The organism is Micromonospora sp. WMMD1082 (genome assembly GCF_029626175.1).
Lineage (GTDB): Bacteria > Actinomycetota > Actinomycetes > Mycobacteriales > Micromonosporaceae > Micromonospora.
In genome coordinates this window covers 1-26,065 of the sequence record NZ_JARUBM010000002.1, presented here as the reverse complement: position 1 = coordinate 26,065, position 26,065 = coordinate 1, and the positions used below count along the sequence as shown (strand labels likewise).

The 26,065-nt window shown below is 72.5% G+C and carries 21 protein-coding genes; 9 read left to right on the top strand and 12 right to left on the bottom strand.

What is annotated here, in order from left to right; all coding sequences use genetic code 11:
• Nucleotides 1-103 precede the first annotated feature (103 nt).
• The 9 genes from O7615_RS00160 to O7615_RS00120 all read right to left on the bottom strand — a co-directional run bounded on the left by O7615_RS00160 (nucleotide 104) and on the right by O7615_RS00120 (nucleotide 12,237).
• On the bottom strand, nucleotides 104-883 hold the full coding sequence (locus O7615_RS00160) for a zf-HC2 domain-containing protein (RefSeq protein WP_278175057.1): 780 nt from the start codon (nucleotides 881-883) through the stop codon (nucleotides 104-106).
• Complete coding sequence (locus tag O7615_RS00155) at nucleotides 880-1,572, bottom strand: sigma-70 family RNA polymerase sigma factor (RefSeq protein ID WP_278175056.1); 693 nt, start codon at nucleotides 1,570-1,572, stop codon at nucleotides 880-882. Before O7615_RS00155 ends, O7615_RS00160 begins: the two co-directional genes overlap by 4 nt.
• A gap of 82 nt (nucleotides 1,573-1,654) precedes the next feature.
• Nucleotides 1,655-2,512: a fused MFS/spermidine synthase gene (locus tag O7615_RS00150; RefSeq protein WP_278175055.1), complete on the bottom strand. Its 858-nt coding sequence runs from the start codon at nucleotides 2,510-2,512 to the stop codon at nucleotides 1,655-1,657.
• The gene (locus O7615_RS00145; RefSeq protein ID WP_278175054.1) at nucleotides 2,512-3,480 is read right to left on the bottom strand and encodes a hypothetical protein; all 969 of its coding nucleotides are present in this window, start codon (nucleotides 3,478-3,480) and stop codon (nucleotides 2,512-2,514) included. Before O7615_RS00145 ends, O7615_RS00150 begins: the two co-directional genes overlap by 1 nt.
• The gene (locus O7615_RS00140) at nucleotides 3,477-5,951 is read right to left on the bottom strand and encodes an SMC family ATPase (RefSeq protein ID WP_278175053.1); all 2,475 of its coding nucleotides are present in this window, start codon (nucleotides 5,949-5,951) and stop codon (nucleotides 3,477-3,479) included. Before O7615_RS00140 ends, O7615_RS00145 begins: the two co-directional genes overlap by 4 nt.
• Nucleotides 5,951-7,099, bottom strand: a complete 1,149-nt coding sequence (locus O7615_RS00135; protein WP_278175052.1) for an exonuclease SbcCD subunit D — start codon at nucleotides 7,097-7,099, stop codon at nucleotides 5,951-5,953. The genes O7615_RS00140 and O7615_RS00135 overlap by 1 nt, the downstream gene beginning before the upstream one ends.
• Before the next feature lie 12 nt (nucleotides 7,100-7,111).
• Nucleotides 7,112-8,887, bottom strand: coding sequence for an ATP-binding protein (locus O7615_RS00130; RefSeq protein WP_278175051.1), 1,776 nt, complete (start codon nucleotides 8,885-8,887; stop codon nucleotides 7,112-7,114).
• Nucleotides 8,888-9,063: 176 nt separating this feature from the next.
• A complete protein-coding gene (locus tag O7615_RS00125; protein ID WP_278175050.1) occupies nucleotides 9,064-11,346 on the bottom strand; it encodes a hypothetical protein in 2,283 nt (760 codons plus the stop codon).
• Between the two features lie 144 nt (nucleotides 11,347-11,490).
• Nucleotides 11,491-12,237: a pyrimidine reductase family protein gene (locus tag O7615_RS00120; protein WP_278175049.1), complete on the bottom strand. Its 747-nt coding sequence runs from the start codon at nucleotides 12,235-12,237 to the stop codon at nucleotides 11,491-11,493.
• Nucleotides 12,238-12,388: 151 nt separating this feature from the next.
• On the opposite strand from O7615_RS00120, the gene O7615_RS00115 reads away from it, so the two are divergent.
• The 9 genes from O7615_RS00115 (at nucleotide 12,389) to O7615_RS00075 (ending at nucleotide 24,631) form a co-directional block, all read left to right on the top strand.
• Nucleotides 12,389-12,934 (top strand): plasmid pRiA4b ORF-3 family protein, encoded by a 546-nt coding sequence (locus O7615_RS00115; RefSeq protein WP_278175048.1) that lies wholly within the window; start codon nucleotides 12,389-12,391, stop codon nucleotides 12,932-12,934.
• Between the two features lie 272 nt (nucleotides 12,935-13,206).
• Nucleotides 13,207-14,493, top strand: a complete 1,287-nt coding sequence (locus O7615_RS00110) for an extracellular solute-binding protein (protein WP_278175046.1) — start codon at nucleotides 13,207-13,209, stop codon at nucleotides 14,491-14,493.
• 109 nt (nucleotides 14,494-14,602) lie between these two features.
• Complete coding sequence (locus O7615_RS00105; RefSeq protein WP_278175045.1) at nucleotides 14,603-15,571, top strand: sugar ABC transporter permease; 969 nt, start codon at nucleotides 14,603-14,605, stop codon at nucleotides 15,569-15,571.
• 10 nt (nucleotides 15,572-15,581) lie between these two features.
• Nucleotides 15,582-16,424 (top strand): carbohydrate ABC transporter permease, encoded by an 843-nt coding sequence (locus O7615_RS00100; protein WP_278175044.1) that lies wholly within the window; start codon nucleotides 15,582-15,584, stop codon nucleotides 16,422-16,424.
• Nucleotides 16,421-17,854, top strand: a complete 1,434-nt coding sequence (locus tag O7615_RS00095; protein WP_278175043.1) for a GH1 family beta-glucosidase — start codon at nucleotides 16,421-16,423, stop codon at nucleotides 17,852-17,854. The genes O7615_RS00100 and O7615_RS00095 overlap by 4 nt, the downstream gene beginning before the upstream one ends.
• Nucleotides 17,855-17,936: 82 nt before the next feature.
• Nucleotides 17,937-18,983: a LacI family DNA-binding transcriptional regulator gene (locus O7615_RS00090; protein WP_278175042.1), complete on the top strand. Its 1,047-nt coding sequence runs from the start codon at nucleotides 17,937-17,939 to the stop codon at nucleotides 18,981-18,983.
• 224 nt (nucleotides 18,984-19,207) lie between these two features.
• Nucleotides 19,208-19,909 carry an amino acid-binding protein gene (locus O7615_RS00085; protein ID WP_278175041.1) on the top strand — a complete coding sequence of 234 codons (702 nt, stop codon included), beginning with the start codon at nucleotides 19,208-19,210 and terminating at the stop codon, nucleotides 19,907-19,909.
• Nucleotides 19,910-20,017: 108 nt separating this feature from the next.
• A complete protein-coding gene (locus O7615_RS00080; RefSeq protein ID WP_278175040.1) occupies nucleotides 20,018-21,079 on the top strand; it encodes a GNAT family N-acetyltransferase in 1,062 nt (353 codons plus the stop codon).
• 477 nt (nucleotides 21,080-21,556) lie between these two features.
• Nucleotides 21,557-24,631, top strand: a complete 3,075-nt coding sequence (locus O7615_RS00075; protein WP_278175039.1) for a glycoside hydrolase family 9 protein — start codon at nucleotides 21,557-21,559, stop codon at nucleotides 24,629-24,631.
• A gap of 34 nt (nucleotides 24,632-24,665) precedes the next feature.
• Here the strand turns inward: O7615_RS00075 and O7615_RS00070 are convergent, their stop codons facing one another.
• The 3 genes from O7615_RS00070 to bioB all read right to left on the bottom strand — a co-directional run.
• Nucleotides 24,666-25,169: a GNAT family protein gene (locus O7615_RS00070; protein ID WP_278175038.1), complete on the bottom strand. Its 504-nt coding sequence runs from the start codon at nucleotides 25,167-25,169 to the stop codon at nucleotides 24,666-24,668.
• Between the two features lie 5 nt (nucleotides 25,170-25,174).
• Nucleotides 25,175-25,393, bottom strand: coding sequence for a hypothetical protein (locus tag O7615_RS00065; RefSeq protein WP_278175037.1), 219 nt, complete (start codon nucleotides 25,391-25,393; stop codon nucleotides 25,175-25,177).
• Nucleotides 25,393-26,065: biotin synthase BioB (bioB, locus tag O7615_RS00060; protein ID WP_278175047.1), on the bottom strand; the 673-nt coding region annotated here is incomplete at its 5' end. The genes bioB and O7615_RS00065, both read right to left, overlap by 1 nt.

Genomic DNA, 26,065 nt, shown 5'->3' with positions numbered 1-26,065 from the left:
GTCCGTATCCCCGGGCGTGTGCGGTCCGCACCGGCGTAGCGCAGTCTGCAGCCGGGACGGCGAAGGCCCGCCTCCACCGAGGCGGGCCTTCCTGCGGTGCAGGTCAGGGGGTGGGGATCGTCACCAGGGTGGTGGCGGCACCCTTGGCGTTGACCTCCTGCACCTCGAAGCGCTTGATGTCGTCCAGCTTCGTCGACGTGCTCGCGGACAGGGTCAGCATCTGCGGGTTGGCGTTGGTGCCGTACCCATCCGCCGGCACCGACCAGGTGGAGAGGACCTCGGTGGAGCCGTTCTCCCGCAGCACGGCCAGGCGGCAGGTGCGTGGACCCGGTAGCCGGCCGAGGCTGAAGTCCACCTTGGTGCCGAAATCCTTGGAGATGAAGAAGAACGTCGCCTCGACCCCGGTGCTCGGGTCGGTGACGTTGACCTGCTCGCCCTCCTGCTCGTTGCCGCCGACGTTCGGCCCACCGGGGTTGCCCGGGCGGGTCTCCGGCGGCTCGACCGGGGGGATGCTCGGCCCGGCATGGTTACTCGGCGGGTTGCCGCTGTCGGCCAGGCTGGCGAACCCGACGCCGGTCAGCCCGCCGAAGACCACCACGGCCGCCGCGGTCGCCAGGACCTGCCGGAACCGTGCCCGCCGCCGATGCGTACGCATCGCCACGAGCGTACGGTCCAGCAGCACCGGATTCGACTGGGTCTGCTCCAGCGCCGTGATCGACTCCTCGTCGATGTCGGAGAGCAGCCCGACCACCGGCACCATCGACTCCAGCTCGGCGGCGCAGGTCCAGCAGGTCGCGAGGTGTTCCTCGAACCGCTCCATGTCCTGTGCGTCCAGCACGCCGAGCGCGTACGCGGCGACGTCCATGTGGTCTACCCGGCTCATTCCGTCACCCCCCTCTCCTGCAGAGCTGTGCGCAGCGCGCGCAGCGCGTAGTAGACCCGCGACTTCGCGGTGCCCAGTGGCAGACCGAGTTCCTCGGCCGCCTCCGGCACCGTGCGGCCCCGGAAGTACGTCGCCACCAGGATCTCCCGGTGCGACTGACTCAACGTTCGTAGCGCGTCCGCCACCGTCATCGAGCGCAGCACCCGGTCGGTGCTGTCCGCCTCGGCGAACGCGGTCAGGTCCCGGTCGTACGTCTCGGCCGGGCGGGCCTGCTCGCTGCGGTGCTCGTCGATGGCGATCCGGCGCGCCACCGTCACCAGCCACGGCCGTAGCGATCCCTGCCCCTGCGTACCCAGCCGGTGGGCGTTGCGCCAGGCCCGCAGCAGCGTCTCCTGGACGATGTCCTCGGCCCGTTGCCGGTCGCCGCCGGTCAGCCGCATCACGAACATCAGCAGCGGACCGGCATGCTCGGCGTAGAGCGTGCGGACCAGTTGGTCGGAGTGGGCGGCCTCGGTGGTGGAGGCTTGGTGGCGGCCAGGGGCGGGTCGGGGCGTCACCGGGCTATTCTGGCGAGACACCGCGCGGGAGTCGACCCCGCGGGTGGATGCGGTCGGCTGCGACTGGGATCGAGCGGACATCCAGTCCACCCGCACCCGGCCGCCCTGCCAACCGACCGCCAGTGCGTGCATGCAGACCTCCGAAATCCCTGGACAGAAGCCGTCCCCCCACGGGCATGGCTGCTCAGTGGTACGGACGGTCCCGCCGAACGGATCAACGGCGGACGGAAAAAATCCCCGGCGGGGGTGGCGTCGAGTCGGTGGCGTCGCCGTCGTGCACCGCCGGGGCGCCCCCGGTGAACCGGTCAAGTTCCGCGCCGGCGAGCACCCGGCCGGGAAACCAGTCGCCCGCCGCGCGGCGGGTCAGCTCGGCCACCGGCGGTTCCTGGCGACCGGCGACCAGCACCAGATTGCCGTAGCGGCGGCCGCGCAGCACGGCGGCGTCGGAGACCAGGCAGGCCCGGGGCAGCACCGTCCGCACCGTGGCGACCTGCCCCCGGGCGTGGCGCAGCGGCGGACCGTCGGCCAGGTTGGCGAGATACCAGCCCGTCGGGGGCAGCACCCGGGCGGCCTCGGCGGCGTACTCCACCGAGGTCAGCCGGGCCGGCGTCCGGGCACCGGCGAAGACGTCGGCGACCACCACGTCGTAGCTGGCGTCCCGGGACGCCGCCAGCACCGCCCGGGCGTCGCCCACCCGCACCTTCAGCCGGGGATCGGGCCGCCACGGCAACGCCCGCCGGACCAAATCGACCAGCGCGCCGTCGATCTCGACCACCCGCTGCGTCGAGCCTGGTCGGGTGGCGGCGACGTACCGGGGCAGCGTCAGCGCGCCGCCGCCGAGATGCAGCACCCGCAGCGGCGTGCCGGCGGGCGCGACCAGGTCGATCGCCGAGGCCAGCCGGCGGACGTACTCGAACTCCAGGTGGGTCGGGTCGGTCAGGTCCACATGCGACTGTGGCGCACCGTCGAGCAGCAGCGTCCACGACCCGGACCGGTCCGGATCCGGTACCAGCTCGGCGATGCCCGTGTCGACCCGCTCGGTGATCCGGTCGGCGGCGCGCCGCCGACCCATCAGCGGCCGCCCCGGCTGGCGGCGCCACGGGCGGCGGCGGTCAGCGCGCGGTGCAGCAGCCGGGCGTCGCCCAGCCGGGATCGCAGCAGGCGCTCCAGCCCGGAGATCGGGACCAGATTCTGCGGGGCCCGGGGGTCCTTGTACGGGGTGGAGGCGAACCGGGGCAGGGTGACCAGCGACAGGTCGGCCAGGCGCACCGCGTCGGCGATCTCCAGGTCGGCCGAACACTCCAGCCGTACGATTCCCGCCCAGGGCGCTCCCGGAGTTACCGGCAGCCGTAGATACCACGACCAGCCGCCCCAGGCGGTGCCGAGCCGGAACACCGGCGAGCGGTGGCCCGGCGCGAGGCCGGTGACCACGGCGGTGAGCCGGGCGTCGAGATACTGGCTGTGCTGGGTCTTGATGTAGCCGAGCGTGCGCGGCAGCTGCCGCCGGTTCCGCAACGGCCCGTCCACCACCAGCAGGTCGCCGTCAGTACGGGCGGCGGTCGAGACCTCGACCTCCAGGGCGGTCAGCGGCCCCTGCACCGCCGCCGGCAGCTTGGCCAGCTCCCCGCTGCCATTGACCCGGTGCACCGGGTAGCGGATGGTGCCGGCCACCACGTCGGTCGCCGACGGGCTGGCGGTGAACAGCCCCCGCCCCACCGTCGCACCGGCCAGCTGCGCGGCGCCCCGCTCCAGGTCGCAGCGGACCACCCCGGCGGCGTACGAGGCGGCCAGGCCGGGGAACGAGCCGCCGTCCTCCTCGGCCGTCCAGACACTGGCGTCGATCCGGCGCACCCCGTCGACCAGCAGCACCACCTCGGGGGCCCGGACGCCCGGACGGGGACCGATCGCCCGCCAGTCCACCACGGGCAGCTCGTGCTCCGCCTCCACCCGGGCGCTGCTCGGTGCGGCCGGACCGCCCGGCGACGCCTCGAACGACGCCCCGTAGGCCGGATCCCAGGCGTCGACGAAGAACCGGCTCACCGGCCCGTCCGTTCGACGCGGGCCGAGCGGGCGTCCTTGCGCACCTCGAAACGCACCGGGATGCGCTCGGCCAACGCCGGCACGTGGGTGACCACGCCGACCATCCGGTCGCCCCGGGCGGCCAGATTCTCCAGGGTGGCGGCGACCGTGTCGAGGGTGGCCGCGTCGAGGGTGCCGAAACCCTCGTCCAGCACGATCGACTCCAGGCTGGCCGCGGTGGTGGACATCCCGGCCAGCTGCTCGGACAGGGCCAGCGCCAACGCCAACGACGCCTGGAAAGTCTCGCCGCCGGAGAGCGTCCGCACCCCGCGGCGCAGGCCGGCGTCGTGGTGGTCGACCACGAAGAACTCGCCCTTGTCGTGGACCAGGTCGTACTGGCCGCCGGAGAGTTCCCGCAGAATCCCCGAGGCGCCGTCGACCAGCAGATCCAGCGCCTCCGCCAGCAGCCACCGCTCGAAGTTGTTGGCCCGCAGATGCCCGGCCAGCGCCCGGGCCACCTGCGCCTCGCGTTCGTGCTCCGCCCGCTGCTCCCGCAGTGCACCGGCCTGCTCGCGGCGCTCGGTCAGCCGTCGCAGCTCGGCCTCGGCCCGCTCCACGGCGACCGTGGCGGCGCGGACCGGATCGTCGGGGGCGGGCAACCCGGCGGCGGCGAAGATGCCGGCGATGCGGGCCGTCACGTCGGTCGCCACCGCCTCGGCCTCGGCGACCGCCGCCACCGACCCGGCCCGCGCCGACCGGCGGCGCTCCGCCTCGGCGTCGGCCCAGCCGGAGAGCGTGCTCCACGCGGCGGCGACGTCGTCCCGGTCGGCGGCCGGCGGCCCGAACCGGGCCACCGCGTCACGGGCGCCGTCGAAGCGCCGCCACGCCGCCCGCAGCCGCTCCTGTGCCGTTTCCGCCGCGCCCCGGGCCCGCCGTGCGGCGTCCCGGCCGGCGCGCACCGCCGCGGTCGCCTCGTCCAGCTCCTGCCGCAGCCGGGCCTGCTCGGCCAGCGTCGCCCGCAACGCCTCGACGGTGGCCGCACCGGCGAGGCGCTCGTCCAACTCCGCCAGGCGGGCCCGGAGCCCGTCGTGCTCGGCGCGGGCCCGCAGCAGCACCCGGTCCAGTTCGCGGGCGGCCGCCTCGCGCTCGACCACCACCTTCCGGGCCGCCTCGCTCGCCGCCCGGGCCGTCTTGCCGGCCGCCACCGCGCGGGCCACCGCCGAACCGGCGGGGATCGCCGGCACCCGGGCGACGGTCTGCTCGCAGACCGGGCAGGCGTCCCCGTCGACCAGGTGCGCCCGCAACGCCGTCGCCTGGTCGGCGGTCTTCGCCTCCTCGTGGGCCTGGAACGCCGCCGCCAGCTCCCCCTCGGCCCGCTCGGCCGCCGCCCGCGCCTCGGCCAGCGCACCCTCCGCCGCCTCGTGTTCGGCGCCGGCCGTCTCCACCGCCGCCCGCACCCCGTCGGCCTGGACGGCCAGCCGCTCCCGGTCGGCGTACGCCCGCAGCAGCAGCCGCAACGCGCTCTCGTCACCGGCGGCGGCCAGCTCACCGCGCAGCTTCTCCTCGCGCTCCTCGGCCAGCGACACCGCACCCGCCGCCGCGTCGGACTCGGCCCGCGCGGCGGTCACCGCCCGGGCCACCTCGGCCACCCCGTCCGGCGCCCGGACCTCGCCCAGCACGGCCAGCTCGGCGTCGAGCGCGGCCAGCGTCGCGGTCGCCTCCCGCGCCGTCGCGCGGGCCGCCTCCAGCTCCGGTACCGCGGCGGTCACCGACCCGACCAGCTCCCGCATCCGGTCGACCTGCCCGGCGGCCCGTTCCAGCGTGGCGTCGTCGACGTCGGCGAGCCCGGCGAGCAGCTGGTCGACCGCCTCCAGCTTCGCCTCGGCCTGCCCGGCCCGGGTGGTGGCCCGCTGCTGCACCCGCTCGTAGACGCCGAGCCCGAGCAGGTTGACCAGGATCTGCTGCCGGGTGGCGGGCCGGGCGTGCAGGAAGTCGGCGAACTGCCCCTGCGGCAGCACCACGCAGCTGGTGAACTGCTCGTACGGCAGGCCGACCGCCTCCAGCACGGCGGTGTCCATCTCGGCCGGGGTGCCGGCCACCACCTCGCCGAGATCCTCCGGGCTGAGCCCGGTGTCCAGCTTGGTGGCGTCGAAACCCTCCGGCATGAGCTGCAACCCGGCGTTCGCGGTCTTCGCGTTGCCCCGGCTGTCCCGGCGGACCACCCGGGTCGCGACGTAGCGGGCACCGCCGGACTCGAAGACCAGCCGCACCCGCGCCTCGGTCGCCGACGGGGCGAGGGCGTTGCCGAGCCCGCGGGTGCCACCCCAGCGGGGCACCGTGCCGTAGAGGGCGAAACAGATCGCGTCGAGCACCGTCGACTTGCCGGAGCCGGTGGGGCCGACCAGGGCGAAGAAGTCGGCGTCGGTGAAGTCGACGGTGGTCTCGTCGCGGAAGACGGTGAAGCCGGCCATGTCCAGCCGCATCGGTCGCATCAGTGATCAATCTCCTCGAGCAGCTCGTCGAAGAGTTCCCGGACGCCCTCGTCGGCGTGGCCCCGGCTGTCCAGGTAGTCGCCGAACAGCTGCCGGGGCGAGCGACCGGAGCGCTGGGCGACCCGGGTGCCGCTGCCGGGAGCCGGGACCAGCTCCGGGTCGATCCGGATCTCCAGCGCGCGGGGGAGCAACTGCTGCACCTCCTCGCGCAGCCCGGCCCGGGGCTGCTCGCGGACGAACACCCGCAGCCAACCCTCCGGCGGAGTGACCTCGGCGAGCTGGGCGAGCGTGCCGCGCACCGTGCGCAGGGTGGTCGCGGCGGTCACCGGCTCCTCGCGGACCTGCGCCGCCGTCGTCGCGGTGACCTCGACCAGGGTCACCGACGGGACGTTCTCCTGCTCGCCGAAGTCCACCGCGAGGGGTGCTCCGCTGTAGCGGATCGGGCACGGCCCCTGCACCCGCTGGGCGCGGTGCAGGTGGCCCAGCGCCACGTAGTGCGCGGTGCCGGGGAAGACCGAGGCGGGCACGGCGTACCCCATGATGGTGTGCGCGTCCCGCTCGCCGCCGCCGGTGGCCGCGCCGACCACGGTCAGGTGGGCGGTGACCAGGTGCACCCGGTCGGGCTCGGTGAAGCCCTCGGTCAGCCGGGTGAGGATGCGGCCCAGGTGGTCGGCGTACGTCTGGTTGGTCTCGGCGGCGGTCAGTGCGTACATCTCCACCGCGCGGACGGCGTACCGCTGGGACAGGAACGGCAGCGCGGCCAGTCGCCAACGCTCCCCGCCAGCGGTGGTGCCGTCGATGACGTGCTCGGCCGGGTCCTCCCGCACGCCGCCGCGCAGGGTGATGCCGGCGGCCTCCGCCCACGGCCGCAGCGCGTCCAGGGCCGGGCCGTTGTCGTGGTTGCCGCCGATGGCCACCACGTCCGCGCCGGTGCGCCGCAGCGCGGTCAGCGCCCGGGTGACCAGGCGGGTCGCCTCCGGGGTCGGCGCGGCGGTGTCGTAGAGGTCGCCGGCGATGACGACCAGGTCGGGCCGTTCCCGCCGGGCGATGTCGATGACGCCGGCCAGAACCTGCTTGTGCTCCTCGGCCCGGGACTGGCCCTTGAGGACCTTGCCCACGTGCCAGTCGGAGGTGTGCAGGATCTTCACAGTGCCAGCCTCTCAGAACGGGATGTCGTCGTCGGCCGTGCCGCCGCCGGACCCGACCACCGCGAACGGGTCGGCGGACTGGGTGATCGAACGGAGGGTCTGCGACGGCGCGGCCCCCGCCTCGGAGACCCGGGTGGCCCAGGCCGGGAAGGGAAACTCCAGGCAGAGCGGTACGGGGATGTCGGGCTGGTTGACGAACATGGTGCCCGGCTTGGCCAGCAGCGCCCGCTGCCGCTGTGCCGGGGGGAGGAAGCCGTATTCCGGGCGGGACGCCTCGGCCGGGTCGAGCCGGCCCACCACCCGGACGGCCGAGTTCGTCACGATGCGCCGCTCCACCTCGCTGGCGGTCTGTTGCGCGCCGATCAGGATCACGCCGAGCGAGCGGCCCCGCTCGGCGATGTCGAGCAGCACCTCCTTGATCGGCGAGGAGCCCTCCCGGGGGGCGTACTTGTTCAGCTCGTCGAGCACGACGAAGAGCAGCGGCTTGGCGGAGCCGGCCTTCTCCTTGCGCTCGAACTCGCTCTTGAGCGTCACGCCGACCACGAAGCGCTGCGCGCGATCCGGCAGGTTGTGCAGGTCGACGACGGTGACCTGAGCGGACTCGGCGGTGTTGATCGAGTGTGGACGCCGGCTGGCCAGATCGCCGCGGATCAAGCGGGACAGGTCCCGCTTGCTGCCGATCAGCCGGCGGGCGAAGGCGTTGACCGTGCCCAGGCCGACGGCGCTGCCCGCCCAGTCACCGCGGGTCTCGTCGTCGCTGAGCTGCTCGACGACGTGGTCGACCAGGTCGGCGTAGGTGCCGAGCCGCACCCCGTCGATGCTCACCCCGCCGTCGGCGGGCTGGGCGTAACGGGCCAGGTGCGCGGCGACCGAGTGGACCACCATCGTGTACTGCTGGCGCTCGTCGTCGGCGTCCGCGAAGACGTACGGCAGGAGGCGGTCGGCGCAGAACTCGCTGAGCGTCCAGTAGAAGCTGTCCACCCCGGTCAACCGGCTGCTCACGTCCGGCGTGCCGGAGGAGTCGCCGACCCGGGGCGGGGCGTAGACCCGCACGTCGGGGAAGGCGTCGGCGACCAGACCGAGCCGGGCGTACGCCGCGCGGGTGGGATCGTCCAGCCGGGCGTTCGGGTGGTCGAGGAAGAGGAGATCCTCGCCCTTGACGTTGAAGATCAGCGCCTTCGCGTTGACCGCGTCACCGCCGAGCTGTCCCGAGCGGAACACCGAGTAGAGCAGGAAGGTGGCGAAGCTGGTCTTGGTGGCCACCCCAGAGATGCCGGAGATCGACACGTGGGCGCCCCGGGTGCCGTCGAGGAAGTCGGCGTTGAGGTAGACCGGAACCCCGTCGCGCCCGGTGCCCATCGGGATCCGCCGTTCCATCCGGTCGAAGTGCAGCGCCCGGGCGCGGGCGTCGCCCTCCGCCCGGTGCACCACCGCGCCGGGCTGTGGCGGCACGTAGAACTCCGGATCGACCCGGGTGGTGGTGATCTCGGCGGCCTCCTGCACCTGCGCCGGCAGCGTGCCGTCGGCGATGGCGAAGACGTCGGAGTCGAACTGCGCGCCCTCGTGCCGCGCCCGGACCTGGGTGACCACCCCGGCGATGGTCACCGGCTCCCGGTCGGGCAGGTCGCGGCGGGTCACCACCACGTCGTCGAGTTGCAGGTAGCTGCCGGGGGAGACCGCCGTCCAGAACTGCAGGGGAGTGGCGTCGGCGGTGCCCAGCACCCGGCCCACCCCCTGGCCCGGGCCGGCCAACCCCTCGCCCGGGCTGTTCAGCCCCTGGTCAGTCATCGGGCAGCTCCGGTCGGCTCGTCGTCGCGGTCGGCACACACGCCCTGCATCCTGCCGGAGGAGTACGACAGGCCGCCACGCGACGCGGCGCAGACCACGCCACGGTCTCGCGTCGACCCCGTACGGCGACGGCACCCTGACGGGTCGTGATCGTCGCCGACGCGTCGCGGGCCCGCTCAGGCGCCGCCCGGCGCGGTCGGTGCCCGCCCGCCTCCGGTGGTCAGTTCGAGCCGCCCCACCAGCTCGCGAACCGCCGCCTCGTACGCCTCGTCGGTGTGGTACGGCCAGTGCCGGTTGATCGGCGGCGGGACCGTGTCGTCGGGTGGCACGGTGATGCCGCGCGGGTCGACCAGCCGCCGGTCGACCGTGCCGGCCGGCCCCCCGACCCGTGGCGACTCTCCCGGGCGGTGCGGCGAGAAAAGAGGGCCGCCGACCGAGTCGGTGTCCCGCCACAGGTTCACCCACCGCCAGCCGATCCGCTCGCCCACCTCGTGCAGGGTCGGATCGCCGAAGAAGGCCGGGCAGAGCCGCGCGTACACCCGGTGCAGCGGGCTGCCGTGGGTCAGCAGTGCCACTCGGGGCAGCACCTCGGCCGGCAACTGGAGCAGGGTGGCGGCGGCGAGGACCGAGCCGTGACTGTGCCCGGAGAGGATCACCCCGCCCCGGCGGGCCAGTGCGGTGATCCGCTTGGCGAGTTCCGGCACCGCCCGCTCCGCGTAGCAGGGCGGCGCGAACGGGTGCACCGTACGCGGCCAGAAGGTGCCCAGGTCCCAGATCACCGCCACGGTGCGCCGGGTCTCGTCCGACCGGTAGGAGAACAGCCCGAGCACGATGATCCCGAGCGCGACCAGACCGATGACGTACATGCCGACGTCGGTCAGCAGCGCCACCCGGGTGGTCGTCGTGCCGTCGCTGCCGGTCAGTCGCCGGGCCAGCTCCGACGGCCCGATGCCGATCAGGTCCAGCGCCACGGTGGCGACGCCGAGCACCGACAGCACCAGGAACACGGTGAAGACCGGTCCCAGGTGTTCGGCGATCGCGGCCCGGGCCACGATCTCCCGGACGTCGACGCGCCGGGACAGGGCCTCCGGCGGCGGGTCGGGAAAGTCGCGCCGGACGATCCCCTCGGCCATCCGGCGCCGCCGACGCCGGGTCACCGCGATCCGCCAGAGCACCGTCGCGGCGACGACCAGGACCGTTACCAGCCCGGCCAGCGCCGCCCAGCGGTAGGAGACCGGTGGCTCCAGCGGCGGCGCGCCGGGGTGGTCGGGCCGGGCCGGGTTCGGGATCTCTCCCCGGTCGAGCAGGTCGGCGATCCGGTAGACGAGCGCCGCGGCGAACCCGTACGAGGCGGCGACCGCCATGGCGGCGAAGATCGGCGCGGCGAGCCCGCCCAGCCACGACGTGCCCGCGGTCGGGCTGCGTCGGCGCTGGTGCAGGACGGCCCCGACGAGCGCGACGAGCAGGGCGGCCTGGACGGCGACCAGTCCGGCCACCGCTCCCTGGTATCCGGGCAGTTGCCCGTGCGGCGGCTCCGGCTCCAGCGGCACCGCGCTGTAGGCGAGGGTCAGCAGGGTGACCACGGTGGCGGCCACCCGCAGCGGCCGGATGCCGCGCAGGTCCACCGGCCCCCGGCCCGGGCCGTCCGGCGCGGTCCGGGCGGGCCAGCAGAGCAGGACGGCGCAGGCCGCCAGCAGCACCCAGGCCGCGCCGAAGAGAAGGTAGGCGACCGGCGTGGGATAGACGTAGATCAGCGTACCGAGCAGGCTCGCGTCGAGCACGCCGAGCCCGACCGCGACGTGGATGGCGCGTAACCGGTGCACCACCAGCGCGTCGTTCCAGAACCCCGGGGTGTCGACGCGGTCCTCTCCGCCGCTGGTGCGGTCCTGCCCGTGCGCGGCCGGGAACGCCTCGAAGGCCCGCGCGGACCGCTCGCCGAGCCACCAGAGCAGCCGCAGCGCGGCGACCGGCACCAGCGCGAGCAGCGCCAGGCGAGGCCCGAGGGGCAGGTCGGAGAGCCAGGAGAGGTATCCGCGCCCCGCCAGGCAGGGCTGGTAGGGAACGCACTGCCAGCCGATGATGTCGATCGTCACGCCCACGAAGGAGAGCACGAACGCGGCGGTCAGGGTGGCGGCGAGCAGCCGGCAGATCGGGCCGACCAGCCCACCCGCCCCGCCGGTCGCCGGCCGCGTCCAGACGGCGAGGTTGACCAGCATGAACGGCAACAGGAAGAGCAGCGACAGGGTACGCACGGCACCGCCGGCGGTCAGCGCGCCCCAGCGGTACGCCTCCACCCGCAACGCCTGCGGCCGGTCGCTGATCCCGAAGCCGGGCCGGGGCCGGTAGAAGCCCGCGTTGTCGTCGCCGGCGACCCGGATCACGACCGGGTGGTCCAGCAGCGCCTCGGCGGAGGCGCCGGAGACCCCGTGGATCCGTAGCTCGACCACCTCGTGCGCCAACGCCCCGCCCTCCGGCAGCTACCGATCCCGGTCCACGGTAATGAGCTGACCTGCGGTCAGGCGTTGGATTCGGTCAACTCGGCGGCATCGCCAACCCGGGCTGCGCTCGCGGCGCGGGCCGCACGGTCGGCGCGGGCCGCGTCGTCAGCGCCGGGCGTAGCGCAGCAGCAGGGTGCCGTCGCCGGCGAGCAGGACGTGACGCAGCGGCAGGCCACGGGGCGGGCTCGGGTCGCCGGCGGTGATCCGGTCGGGGCCGGCACCGGCGAGCAGCGGGGCGACCGAGAGGCACACCTCGTCGACGAGGTCGGCGGCGGTGAGCGTGCCGAACAGTCGCGGGCCGCCCTCGCAGAGCACCTGGGCGAGCCCGCGGCGGCGCAGCTCGGCGAGGCCGGTGGCGAGGTCCACCCGGCCGTCGCCGCAGCGCACCAGGTCGGCCACGGCCGCCAGCCCGGGCGGCGCGGGCGCGTCGTCGCGGGTGAGCACCACGGGGCGTACCGGCGCGTCGGCGAAGGCCGCCTGGGTCGGGTCGAGGTGTGCGGTGCCGGAGACCACCACGAGCGTCGGATACTCGGCCAGCCCGTGCGCGCGTCGCCAGGCCCGGCGTCGCTCGTCGAGTCGGACCGCCCGGTAGCCCTCGTGGCGCAGCGTGCCGGCGGCCACGAGGAGCGCGTCGCAGAGCATCCGCAGCAGCCCGAAGACCCGCTTGTCGGGCGGGCCGGACAGCCCGGCGGAGTAGCCGTCGACGCTGACCGCGCCGTCGACACTGGTCACGAAGTTCATCCGCAGGTGTGGCAGCTCCGCGCGACCGTAGAGGGTGGTGAGCGTGTCGTCGTCGACCGGCTGAGGTGACGGGTCCGGCCAGAGTAGGGAAATCGGAAGCCCGACGCTCATTCGCTGGCCGGACCGGTGACCGGAGGGGTGGGTCGGGGGGTACGGTGCTGACAGTCGCACCAGTTCCGGCCCGGGCAGTCGTCGTGCCGCCGCGCCCGGCACGCTCGGCAGATCATGCTCGCAGCCTATGCCGAGGGAGGATGGGACACCCATGTCGCGTCAGATCTTCCAGCTGAGGATGTCCCTGTCCGGGATACGGCCCGCGATCTGGCGCCGGGTCCTGATCCCGGGCGGTTACACCCTGGATCGGGTGCACCGGGTGGTGCAGCACGCGATGGGCTGGCGCGACTGTCACCTGCACTCGTTCGAGATCGACGGCGTGCAGTACGGCGAACCCGACCCCGACGGTGAGCTGGCCCTGCACGACGAACTGGACGTCCGGCTGGACGCGGTGGTCGGCAAGGGAAGCCGGTGGCACTACACCTACGACTTCGGCGACTGGTGGGAGCACGACCTGCTGGTGGAGGATGCCTTCACCGCCGAGGCCGACGAGCGCTACCCGAGCTGCCTCGACGGGGAGAGGGCCTGCCCGCCGGAGGGCGTCGGTGGGCCGCAGGGCTACCGGGTGCTGCTCGCCGCGCTGGCCGACCCGAGCCATCCGGAGCACCGGTCGATGCGGGACTGGGTGGGCGCCGGGTTCGATCCCGCGGCCTTCGACCCCGGCCGGGCCGACACGCTGCTGCGCCGTTTCTGCTGACCCTGAGCCATACGCACCCGGTCTCGGGCCGCGCGTTCCACAGTGCAGCGCCATTCACACCATTTTCGCGGTAACGATCTGGGATCGCTCCCATCGGACTATTGACACTCCTGACACCTCCCGGCAATCTCATGGGAGCGTTCCCAAGAGGCGTGGATCACAGTTCCCGCCATCCGGGGCGCCGACGCCGGCTGTCCGAGTCGACGCCGGCAGGCGCTGCGGCACCCCCCACCACACGTAAACGAAGCCTCACCACCGAAAGAGGGGTCAGGATGAGCCTCACCACGCGGCGTACCCGCATGGCGGCGATCGCCCTGGCCGCGGTCACCGCCAGCGGTGTTCTCGCGGCCTGCGGCAACGACGACGACACGACGACCGCGGACGGCAAGCCCGCCAAGCTCGTCGTCGACACCTTCGGCGAGTTCGGCTACGACGAGCTCGTCAAGCAGTACGAGCAGCAGACCGGCATCAAGGTCGAGCTGCGCAAGACCGCCCAGCTCGGCGACTACCGGCCCAAGCTGGTCCGCTACCTGGCCACCGGCAAGGGCGCGGCCGATGTGACCGCCCTGGAGGAGGGCATCCTCAACGAGTTCAAGGCCAACCCGCGCAACTGGGTGGACCTGACTCCGCTGGTCGACGACCACTCCACCGAGTATCTCCCCTGGAAGTGGGAGCTGGGCAAGGCGCCGGACGGGCGGCTGATCGGTCTGCCGACCGACGTCGGCAGCCTCGCCGTCTGCTACCGCAAGGACCTGTTCGGGGCGGCCGGCCTGCCCACCGAGCGGGACGAGGTGTCGGCGCTCTGGCCGGAGTGGAGCGGCTTCCACGCGGCCGGCCAGAAGTACAAGCAGGCCACCGGCAAGAACTTCATCGACTCGATCACCGCCGTCTCCAACGGCGTGCTCTTTCAGCAGGGCAGCGACCTGTTCTACGACAAGGAGAACAACATCATCGCGGACAGCAGCCCCGCGGTGAAGGCGGCCTGGGAGACCGCGACCTCGATGGCGGACATCTCCGCCAAGACGGCGACCTGGTCGCCCGAGTGGTCGGGCGGTTTCAAGCAGGGCACCTTCGCGGCGACCTTCTGCCCGTCCTGGATGCTCGGCATCGTGGCGGACAACTCCGGTGAGGCCAACAAGGGCAAGTGGGACGTGGCGGCCGTGCCGGGTGGCGGCGGCAACTGGGGCGGCTCCTGGCTGGCCGTGCCGGAGCAGAGCGCGCACCAGAAGGAGGCGGCGAAGCTCGCCGAGTTCCTGACCAACGCCACCAGCCAGGTGGAGGCCTTCAAGCTCAAGGGCCCGCTGCCCACCAGCCTGGAGGCGCTGCAGAACGAGGCGTTCCTCAGCTACACCAACGAGTACTTCAGCAACGCGCCGACCGGCAAGATCTTCGGCGAGAGCGTCAGCAAGATCGAGCCGGTGCACCTGGGCCCGAAGCACCAGGCGGTGAAGGAGAACGCGCTCGAGCCGGCCCTGCGGTCGTTCGAGAACGGGCAGGCCAGCAAGGACAAGGCCTGGGAGCAGTTCGTGAAGGACGCCGGTGTTCAGGGCGCCTTCTGAGTGATTCCCAACCGGTGGCGTTCGGGGACTACCCGGACGCCACCGGTCGGTCCCCTTCTGGGTTGCCCCTGCGCGAGGGCCCCCGGCCTCGCCGGAAAAGGAAAACAGCATGAGTCTGTCGGCCACGACGGCGCCGCCGTCGCCAGCACCACCACCACCCGATGCTGCGCCCCGGCGTCGTCGCGGGTACCTGCTCAACCGCCTGGATCTCAAGTACTCGCCGTACCTCTACATCGCGCCGTTCTTCCTGATCTTCGGCGTGTTCGGGCTGTACCCGATGCTGCGCACCGCCTGGATGTCGCTGCACGACTGGGACATGATCGGCGATCACTCGTTCATCGGATTCGACAACTACACCCAGCTGGTCTCCGACGAGTACTTCTGGAACGCGCTGGTCAACACCTTCGGCATCTTCGCCCTGTCGACCATCCCGCAGCTGCTGCTGGCGCTCTTCCTGGCGAACCTGCTCAACCGCACGCTGCTGCGCGCCAAGACCTTCTTCCGGATGGCCATCTTCGTCCCGAACGTGGTCTCGGTGGCTGCGGTGGCGATCGTCTTCGGCATGCTGTTCCAGCGCGAGTTCGGCCTGTTCAACTGGCTGCTCAGCTTCGTCGGGGTGGACCAGATCGACTGGCGGGCGCAGCGGTGGAGTTCCTGGACGGCGATCGCCACCATGGTCAACTGGCGGTGGACCGGCTACAACACCCTGATCCTGCTCGCCGGCATGCAGGCCATCCCGAAGGACCTGTACGAGGCGGCCGCGATCGACGGCGCCAGTCAGTGGCGGCAGTTCTGGCGGATCACCCTGCCGATGCTCAAGCCCACCTTCATCTTCGTGGTCATCCTCTCCACGATCGGCGGCATGCAGCTCTTCACCGAGCCGCTGCTCTTCGCCAACGGGCGCATCCTCGGTGGCAATCAGCGGGAGTTCCAGACCCTGGCCATGTACATGTACGAGAAGGGCATCGACAACCTGAGCACCGCAGGCTACGGGGCCGCGGTGGCCTGGGCGATCTTCATGATCATCGTCTTGATGTCGCTGCTCAACTTCGTTCTCGTCCGCCGCGCGGCCAAGTGAGGAGAGGTCTGTGTTCTCGGCTTCCCAGCGCCTGTGGCGCACCAGTCCATTGACCTACATGGCCCTCGTCCTGGCGGCCCTGTTGTCGATCTACCCCTTCTACTACATGCTGGTGATCGGCAGCCGCACCCTGGACGCCATCAACGACGTGCCGCCGCCGTTCACCCCCGGAAGTGCCTTCGGCGACAACTTCGGGCGGGTGCTCGACAACGACGCGGCCAACTTCCTCACCGGCCTGACGAACTCGATCATCGTCTCCTCGGTGGTCACCGTGTCGGTGGTGCTCACCGGCTCGCTGGCCGGCTTCGCCTTCGCGAAGCTGCGATTCCGGGGCCGCAACATCCTGCTGCTGGCGATCATCGTCACCATGATGATCCCGACCCAGATGGGCCTCATCCCGCTCTGGGGCATGATGCAGGAGCTCGACTGGCATGGCACCCTCTACGCGGTCACCGTGCCGTTCCTGGTCACCGGCTTCGGCGTGTTCATGATGCGGCAGTACGCCAGCCAGGCGATCTCCGACGAACTGATCGAGGCCGGCCGGGTCGACGGCGCCAGCACCTTCCGGATCTACTGGAACATCGTGCTGCCCGCGTTGCGTCCGGCCGCCGGCGTGCTGGGTCTGTTGACCTTCATGGAGAACTGGAACTCGTTCCTCTGGCCGTACGCGATCCTCACCCCGGAGAACCCGACCCTGCAGGTCTCGCTCTCCTTCCTGTCGTACGCCTACTACACCGACTACTCCCAGGTCTTCGCCGCCACGGCGGTCGGCACCCTGCCACTGGTCCTGGTCTTCATTCTGTTCGGCCGCCAGATCATCGGCGGGATCATGGAAGGTGCAGTCAAGTCGTGAGTAACCCCGCCACCCCGCCCGCCGTCGGCGTCCTGGACGAAGACGCGCCGCTGACCTTCCCACCCGGCTTTCTCTGGGGTGCGGCGACCGCCGCGTACCAGATCGAGGGCGCGGCGGCCGAGGGCGGCCGGACCCCGTCGATCTGGGACACCTTCAGCCACACCGAGGGCCGGACGGTCGCCGGGCACACCGGCGACGTCGCCTGCGACCACTACCACCGGCTCGGCGAGGACGTTCGCCTGATGGCCGAGCTGGGGTTGAAGTCGTACCGTTTCTCGGTTTCCTGGCCCCGGGTGCAGCCGGGCGGGTCGGGCCCGGCGAACGCCGAGGGGCTCGACTTCTACCGGCGGCTGGTCGACGAGCTGCTGGCCAACGGGATCGAGCCCTGGCTCACCCTCTACCACTGGGACCTGCCCCAGGAGCTGGAGGACGCCGGTGGCTGGCCGGCTCGGGACACCGCTTACCGGTTCGCCGACTACAGCCAGCTGGTGGCGGACGCGCTGGGCGACCGGGTGAAGTACTGGACCACGCTCAACGAGCCCTGGTGCTCCGCCTTCCTTGGCTACGGCTCCGGGGTGCACGCCCCCGGCCGCCGCGCCGGGGCGGACGCGGTCCGCGCCGGGCACCACCTGATGCTCGGGCACGGGCTCGCCGTGCAGGCGCTGCGCGCGGCCCGGCCCGGCCCGCAGCTCGGGGTGACCGTCAACCTGTACCCGGTGACCCCGGCCACCGACGCGCCGGGTGACGTGGACGCCGCGCGACGCATCGACGGGCTGGCCAACCGGTTCTTCCTCGACCCGCTGCTGCGCGGAAGCTACCCCGCCGACCTGGTCGCCGACCTGGCCAAGGTGACCGACTTCGAGCACGTCCACGACGGGGATCTGGCCACCATCGCCACGCCGCTGGACCTGGTCGGGGTCAACTACTACAGCCGGCACGTGGTGGCCGCACCGGTGCCCGGGGAGAAGCCGGAACCCTACTGGCGGGCGTCGTCCAGCTGGCCGGGTAGCGAGGACGTCCGATTCGTCACCCGGGGGGTGCCGGTCACCGACATGGGCTGGGAGATCGACTCCCCGGGTCTGCTGGAGACGCTGCGCCGGGTGCACGAGGAGTACACGGACCTGCCGCTGTACGTGACGGAGAACGGGTCGGCCTTCGTCGACGTGGTGGTCGACGGTCAGGTCGACGACGCCGACCGGCTGGCCTACTTCGAGGCCCACCTGCGCGCCTCGCACGAGGCGATCAGCGCGGGCGTCCCCCTGCGGGGATACTTCGCCTGGTCGCTGATGGATAATTTCGAGTGGGCCTGGGGTTACACCAAGCGGTTCGGCATGATCTACATCGACTACGACAGCCAGACCCGTATCCCCAAGTCCAGCGCCAGGTGGTACGCGGAGGTGATCCGACGCAACGGTCTGGCCGCACAATAGGGCGACGGCCAGCCAGTAACGGGCGGCCCGGCACCGACGCTGAAGCAGGTGCCGGGGCCGCCTGACGTCGGAGGAGCAGACGATGACAACGCAGCGCACCCGGTCGCTCGGGCGCCCGACCCTCGACGCGGTCGCCGCCCGCGCCGGTGTCGGCCGCGGCACGGTCTCCCGCGTGGTCAACGGCTCCCCCCAGGTGAGTCCGGAGGCCCGGGCCGCCGTCCAGCAGGCCATCGCCGAGCTGGGGTACGTGCCGAACCGCGCCGCCCGGGCACTGGTCACCCAGCGGACCGACTCGGTGGCCCTGGTGGTCAGCGAGTCCGGCGAGCGGATCTTCGCCGAGCCGTTCTTCGCCGGCATCGTCCGGGGGATCAGCTCCGCCCTGCTGGAGACGCCGTTGCAGCTCTGGCTGGCCATGGCGCAGTCGCCGCTGGAGCGGGAACGGGTCGAGCACCACCTGACCAACCAGCACGTCGACGGGGTGCTGCTGCTGTCGTTGCACGATGCCGATCCGCTGCCCACCCTGCTGGAGGAGCGCGGCCTGCCCACCGTGCTCGGTGGCCGTCCCGCGCGGATGCTGCACCCCGACGCGCAGCCCGCCTCGTTCGTCGACATCGACAACGCCGGTGGGGCGCGGCAGGCCGTGGAGTACCTCGCCGGACGGGGGCGGCGGCGCATCGCCACCATCGCCGGGTCGCAGGACATGGGCGCCGGCCTGGCCCGGTTGTCCGGGTACCGGGATGCGGTACGCACCGCCGGGTTCGGCGTCAACCCCGATCTGATCGCGTACGGCGACTTCAGCGAGGAGAGCGGGGCGACGGCCATGCGGCAGTTGCTGGACCGCTGTCCCGACCTGGACGCGGTCTTCGTCGCCGCCGACCTGATGGCCTTCGGCGCGTTGCGGACGCTGCGCGAGGCGGGGCGCCGGGTGCCGGAGGACGTGGCCGTGGTCGGCTTCGAGGACGCGCCGATCGCCCGGCAGGCCGACCCGCCGTTGTCGTCGGTGTTCCAGCCCACCGAGGAGATGGGGCGGCAGATGGCGCGGCTGCTGGTCGCCCGGATCCGGGGCGACGAGATCCCCGCGCCACACATCGTCCTGGACACCCAGTTCGTCGAGCGCGCCTCCGCCTGACCCCTCGGCCGCCGGGCCGGTCACGGCTTGCGGCGCCTCGGGCTGTCGGCCCGACCAGCGGCGCTATCTGCCCGCATGTCGCGATCTCAGCAGCTCGGGCGGGGTGTCAAGGTCAGGTTTGACCCTCGGGTCATGCCACCGCAACAGGGACGAAATGGTCATCTGACAGGCTGGGGATCAGCCTGTCGGCCACCGTGCCGGCCCGCCGAGCGGAGGGGTTAGAGATGTTGTTGCGCGTGCGGGTCACCCTGCCGGACCGCCCGGGCACGCTCGGCCAGGTGGCGCGCACCCTCGGGGTGTCGGGCGCGGACATCGTCCAGGTGGTCGTGCTGGAACGCCTCGGCGGCCGGGCGGTCGACGACTTCACCGTGGTCTGGCCGGGCGCCGCCCGGGTGGAGCGGCTGTTGGCGGGCCTGGCGGCGATCCCCGGAGTGCGGGTGGACGGCGTGTGGCGGGCGATCGGCGCGCCCACCACCACCGGCCAGGACGCCGAGCTGCTGGCACAGGTCGCCGGCAACCCGGTCGACGGGCTGGCCACCCTGGTCGACGCGGTGCCGGGGCTGCTCGCCGCCGAGTGGGCGGTGGCCGCCATGGTGCCCGTCGACTGGGCCTCCCGCAGCGGAGGCGGCGGCGCGACGGTGGGGCACGCCAGCTGGCGTACGCCCGTACCGCCGCAGTTGCCGGAGGTGACCCCGCTGCGCGCCCGGTCGATGACCATGCCCGACGGCGGCCACTTCGCGGTCGCGCCGTTCGGTCGGGCCGGGCTGGTCCTGGTGGTCTGCCGCGAGCACAGCGAGACCCTGGCGCCCGCCGCGTTCCACTCCACCGAGGTGGATCGGCTCGCTCAGCTGGTCCGGGCCAGCGCGGTGATCCTCGGTGACCGGCTGGACCTGGTCGGCACCCCACCGGTCAGCGCGAACCCGTGACCGGGCCCCAGCTGTGACGCAGACCGCACGGCTGGTCACGGCTGGACATGGTGGGGCAACCGGCTGGCAACAGCGGCAGGCGAGGGTGGCACGGGAAGGGAGGCAACGATGACGCTGTGGCGGATCCGAGCCACCGTGGACGACCGGCCGGGCTACCTGTCGGTGCTCACGGCGAGCCTCGCGTTGCGCGGAGTCAACATCCTCACCGTGCAGGTGCACACCACCGAGCGCGGTGCCGTCGACGACTTCCTCGTCGACGCGCCGGACACTCTCGACGAGGCGGATCTCCTCGCCGCCGTCGAGCGGGGGCGGGGTCGGGACTGTTGGGTGGCACGCAGTGAGGCGCGTGGTTTGGCCGACCAGCCCACCCGGGTGCTCGGGCTGGCCACCCGGCTGGTGCACGACCCGGACGCGACCGGCGAGGTGCTCCGGGCCCTGCTCGGCGCCGACGAGGTGACCTGGCGGCCCGCACCCGCCGCCGCCCGCCCGGGGATCGACGATCTGACCATGTCGCTGGCCGATCCCAACGGCGGGTCGTATCTGCTGCGCCGGGTCGCGCCGAGCTTCACCCCGGCGGAGTACGCCCGGGCGCAGGCGCTGCTGGAGCTGGGTGCCACGGCGGCCCGTCGCAGCACCGAGCAGGTCACCGTGGTTCTGCCGGACGGTGCCGAGCTGATCGTACGCCCCGCCGTCGCGGACGACCTGACGTCGGTGGTCGAGCTGCACCAGGCCTGTTCGGCGGCCAGCCGGCAGCGTCGTTACCTGGGAGGTGCGGGCCAACCCTCCCCGGCCCGCCTGCGCCGGCTGCTGGAGCCGGTCCGTGGGCTGACCCTGATCGCCGCGACGACCGGCTCCGGCGGGGCGGCGGAGTCGGTCGTCGCGATGGCCAACCTGCTCGCCGAGGGCGACGAGGCCGAGCTGGCGCTGCTGGTGCGCGACGACTGGCAGCGGCGCGGGCTGGGCTCGACGCTGCTGCGCCGGCTCACCCGGCAGGCCGAGTCGGCCGGTTACGCGGCGCTGGTGCTGCACGTCCAGGCGGACAACGCACCGATGCTGCGTACGCTGCGCCGACTGTCCCGGCCGACCACGATCGAGCGGGACGGTGCCCTGCTGACCATGACCATGCCCCTGGCCGCCCAGGTGCCGGCACCGGCCGAGACCAGCGGCTGAGGGCGGGTTGGTCGGCGGATCAGACGACCGTCCTCCGGTGCGGAGGACGGTGAGGTGGGCAGGGCCCCCGGTGCGGGAGCCCTGCCCATCGCTTGGCCGGGGACTGGTCCGTGGACGATCGTTTGCGGTTGAGTGACTCGCACAGCGGCGCGTCGAGTCACTCGGCGGCAAACGATCAGCAAGCCCAACCGGGCGTGCCGTTAGCGCGGAACGGCAACTGTCCAAGATTTGCTCGTGCGGCGGGACGCGTGCCCCTGTGTGGCGTACGTTCCGGCGTGTGCGGCCTGGTGTGCCGGGGGCCGGTGGCGTGGCTCTTCACAAGCGGTGACTCGGGCATTACATTGCTGGGTATCCATGGGAGCGCTCCCGCTCCTGTTGAAGCCACCTCGCACCGCCACCTCCGTCGGCAGCCGTCCACTCCGACGCGCCCACGCGTCTGGTCGATGCTGCCCGCCACGCATCGACAGGAGCAGTCGCATGCATCACCACCCACGGCCGCGCCGCGCCCGCGCCAACCGGCACCGACCGAACCATCGCCCGGACCAGCCCTGGCCGCGTCGTGCCGACCAACCGTGGCCCCGGCTCCGCCGCGCCGACCAGCCTCGCCGCGCCGACCAGCCTCGCCGGGCGGACCAGCCTCGCCGGGCCGATCAGCCCTGGCCTCGCCGCCCCGACCAGCCCTGGCCGCGCCGACTGCTGGCCGTCGTCACGGCGCTGGCCGCCGGGCTCGCGCTCGCGCTCGGCGTACCCGCGACCGGCGCCGCCGCCGGGCCGGTCGGCGGGGGCGGATCCGACGGGGCCCAGCCCGCTGTCGCGCCGGCGTTCAACTACGCGGAGGCGTTGCAGAAGTCGCTGCTGTTCTACGAGGCGCAGCAGTCCGGGACGCTACCGGAGTGGAATCGGGTGTCGTGGCGCGGCGACTCCGCACTGCGCGACGGCGCCGACGTGGGGGTCGACCTCACCGGTGGCTGGTACGACGCCGGCGACCACGTCAAGTTCGGCTTTCCGATGGCCTTCAGCGCCACCATGCTCGCCTGGGGTGCGGTGGAGTACCGGTCCGGGTACGCCGCCTCCGGTCAGCTGACCCACCTGCTGAACAATCTGCGTTTCGTCAACGACTACTTCGTCAAGGCGCACCCGTCACCGAACGTCCTCTATGGACAGGTGGGTCGGGGCGACGACCACAAGTGGTGGGGGCCGGCCGAGGTGATGCCGATGGCGCGGCCCGCGTACAAGATCGATGCGAGCTGTGGCGGCGCGGACCTGGCGGGGGAGACGGCGGCGGCGTTGGCCGCGTCGTCCATGGTCTTCCGGCCCACCGACGCCGCGTACGCCGACAGGCTGCTGACCCACGCGCGGCAGCTCTACACGTTCGCCGACACGGTACGCAGGAGCTATCACGAGTGCATCACCGACGCGACGAACTTCTACCGCTCCTGGAGCGGGTGGCAGGACGAGCTGGTGTGGGGCGCGATCTGGCTGTACCGGGCCACCGGCGAGGCGGCGTACCTGGCCAAGGCGGAGAGCGAGTACGACCAACTCGGCACCGAACCGCAGACCTCCACCCGTTCCTACAAGTGGACGGTCGCCTGGGACAACAAGCAGTTCGGGGCGTACGTGCTGCTGGCGAACCTGACCGGCAAGCAGAAGTACGTCGACGACGCCAACCGGTGGCTCGACTTCTGGACGGTCGGCGTCGACGGGGAACGGGTCCGGTACTCGCCCGGCGGGATGGCCGTGCTCGACTCGTGGGGCGCCCTGCGCTACGCCGCCAACACCGCGTTCGCCGCGCTGGTCTACAGCGACAACATCACCGACGCGACCCGCAAGGCCCGCTACCACGACTTCGCCGTCCGGCAGATCAACTATGCGCTCGGCGACAACCCGCGCAACTCCAGCTACGTCATCGGCTTCGGCGCGAACCCGCCGAGGAATCCGCATCACCGCACCGCGCACGGCTCATGGTGGGACAGCATGACCGTGCCCACCGAGACCCGGCACACCCTCTACGGCGCGCTGGTCGGCGGCCCGTCCGCGCCGAACGACGCGTACACCGACAGCCGCTCGGACTACGTCATGAACGAGGTCGCCACCGACTACAACGCCGGCTTCACCTCCGCGCTGGCCCGGCTGACCCAGGAGTACGGCGGCACTCCGCTGGCCAACTTCCCGGTGCCCGAACAGCCCGACATCGACGAGCTGACCGTGGAGACCACGATCATGCAGAACGAGCCTCGGGCCACCGCGATCAAGGCGATCATCTACAACAAGTCGGCCTTCCCGGCCCGCGCGCTGACCGACGCGACGTTCCGCTACTACTTCCGCCCCGACGGCACCGGACCGGTGCAGGTGACCCCCGGCTACACGCAGGGCTGCCCGGCACCCACCACCGCCCGGCAGGCCGGCGGCGACCTCTGGTACGTCGAGGTCGACTGCACCGGGCACACCATCGCCCCCGCCGGGCAGTCGCCGCACCGGATGGAGGTGCAGTTCAAGGTCGGGGTGCCCGAGGGCGGCACCTGGGATCCGAGCAACGACCCGTCGTACCAGGCGACCACCGGGCCCAACCCGACGGTGCCGCTCTACTCCGGCGGGGCGGTGGTGTGGGGCGCCGAGCCCACGCCGGCAGCCGGCGACACCACCCCGCCGAGCACCCCGGGCACCCCGGTGGCGACCGAGGTCACCTCCCGGTCGGCGAGCCTGACCTGGGCGGCCTCCACCGACACCGGCAGCGGGATCGACCGCTACCAGGTCAGCGTCTACATGGTCGGCGGTGACGTGTACTCGTACTCCTTCGCCACGACCAACTCGCTGGTGGTCACGCTCTCGCCAACCCGCACCTACGAGATCCAGGTGCAGGCCATCGACCAGGCCGGCAACCGCTCCCCGTGGTCGGCGAAACTGACCGTGACCACACCGTTCACCGACACCGGGGACACGGTCCCGCCGACCGCGCCCGGTTCGCTGACGGCATCGGCGATCACTGCGACCGGGGCGACGCTCACCTGGGCCCCGTCGACCGACAACGTGGGCGTGACCGGGTACCGGGTCTACCGTGGGCCGGCCCTGGTCGACGTCCTGCTCGACACGGTCACCGACACGACGTACGAGGCGACGGAGCTGGAGCCGCAGATCCCGTACTACTTCTACGTGGTGGCGATCGACGCCGCGGGCAACGTCTCGCCGCCCTCGGAGCGGGTGACGGTGACCACCTCCGCGCCGCTGCCGGCCTCGCCCTGTCGGGTTTCCTACGGCACCAACGACTGGGGTACCGGCTTCACCGCGAACATCACGATCACCAACACCGGCACGGCGGCGGTCGACGGCTGGACGTTGGCGTTCACCTTCCCCGGCACCGGGCAGCGGGTCGGCCAGGGCTGGGGAGCCACCTTCCAGCAGAGCGGTACGGCGGTGACCGCGACCAACCTGTCCTACAACCGCACCCTGGCGCCGGGCGCGTCGGCCGGCATCGGCTTCAACGGTACGCACACCGGCAGCAACCCCAGACCGTCGACCTTCACCCTCAACGGCGCCACCTGCACCGCCTCCTGACGCGTCTGGTCGCCAGCCGGCGGCGAGGTGCGGTTCAGCGCAGGTCGTCGGCGAGCAGGTCCATCAGCAGACCGTCGTGCCAACGGCCGTCGTCGCCGCGCTCGTAGCGGCGCAGGATGCCGACCGGCCGGAAGCCGACCTTCGCGTACGCCCGGATCGCGGCGGTGTTCGCCGCCGCCGGGTCGATGGTGAAGCGGTGGTGGCCGTGGGCGTCGATCAGATGGCGGATCAGGGTGCGGATGGCGTCCCCGCCCAGCCCGGCGCCGCGTACCGACGGGTCGAGGAAGATGTCGACGCTGGCGTGCCGGTAGTCCGGATCGTCCTCGGCGTACGACTGGATCGCGCCGACGACCCGGCCGTCGTGCTCGATCGCGTACACCGACAGGGTTTCGTCGGCGAGATCCGCCTCGACGGCGGCGACCAGGTCGTCGCCGCCGCGCCACCAGCGGCGTACCTCCGGTTCGGCCCGGATCGCCGCGAGCCTCGCCACATCGGTGGCCGCCGCCGGCCGCAGGGTGACGACCTCTCCCCGCAGCATCGTGCTCAGCCTCGCCGTTCGCCGTGCGCGACGCAGACCGCCGCCCAGCCGACCGGCAGCACCTGCACCTTCATCCGGCGGCGGCAGTGCGGGCAGTACCGGGGTGGCTCCAACGCCCGGGCCGCCGCGCAACCGGCGTGCGGCCCCGCCGACGCGGCCTCCCCACACCGGTCGCACCAGGACCCCACCGCCGGCCCGGCCTGCTCGCGGTCGGCGGTCGGCATCACAGGGTCGCCGAGAGCGCCTTGACCGGCATCTTCAGCTCGTCGAGCAGCTTGAGATCCTCGGTCGCCGGCCGACCGAGGGTGGTCAGGTAGTTGCCGACGATCACGGCGTTGATGCCGCCGAGCAGCCCGTCACGGGTACCGAGGTCACCCAGGGTGATTTCCCGGCCGCCCGCGTACCGCAGAATGGTGCGCGGCATGGCCAGCCGGAACGCGGCGATGGCCCGCAGCGCGTCCTTGCCCTCCACCACCGGGCGGTCGCCGAGCGGGGTGCCGGGTCGGGGGTTGAGGAAGTTCAACGGGACCTCGTGCGGGTCCAGCTCGGCCAGCTGCGCGGCGAACTCCGCCCGCTGCTCCACCGTCTCACCGAGGCCGAGGATGCCGCCGCAGCAGACCTCCATGCCGGATTCGCGGACCATCCGCAGGGTCTCCCACCGCTCCTCCCAGGAGTGCGTGGTGACCACGTTCGGGAAGTACGACCGGCAGGTCTCCAGGTTGTGGTTGTAGCGGTGCACACCCATCTCGACCAGCTCGTCGACCTGCTCCTGGGTGAGCATGCCGAGCGAGGCGGCGACCTGGATGTCGACCTCGGCCTTGATCGCGGCGACCCCCTCGCGCAGCTGCGTCATCAGCCGGGCGTCCGGGCCGCGTACCGCGGCCACGATGCAGAAC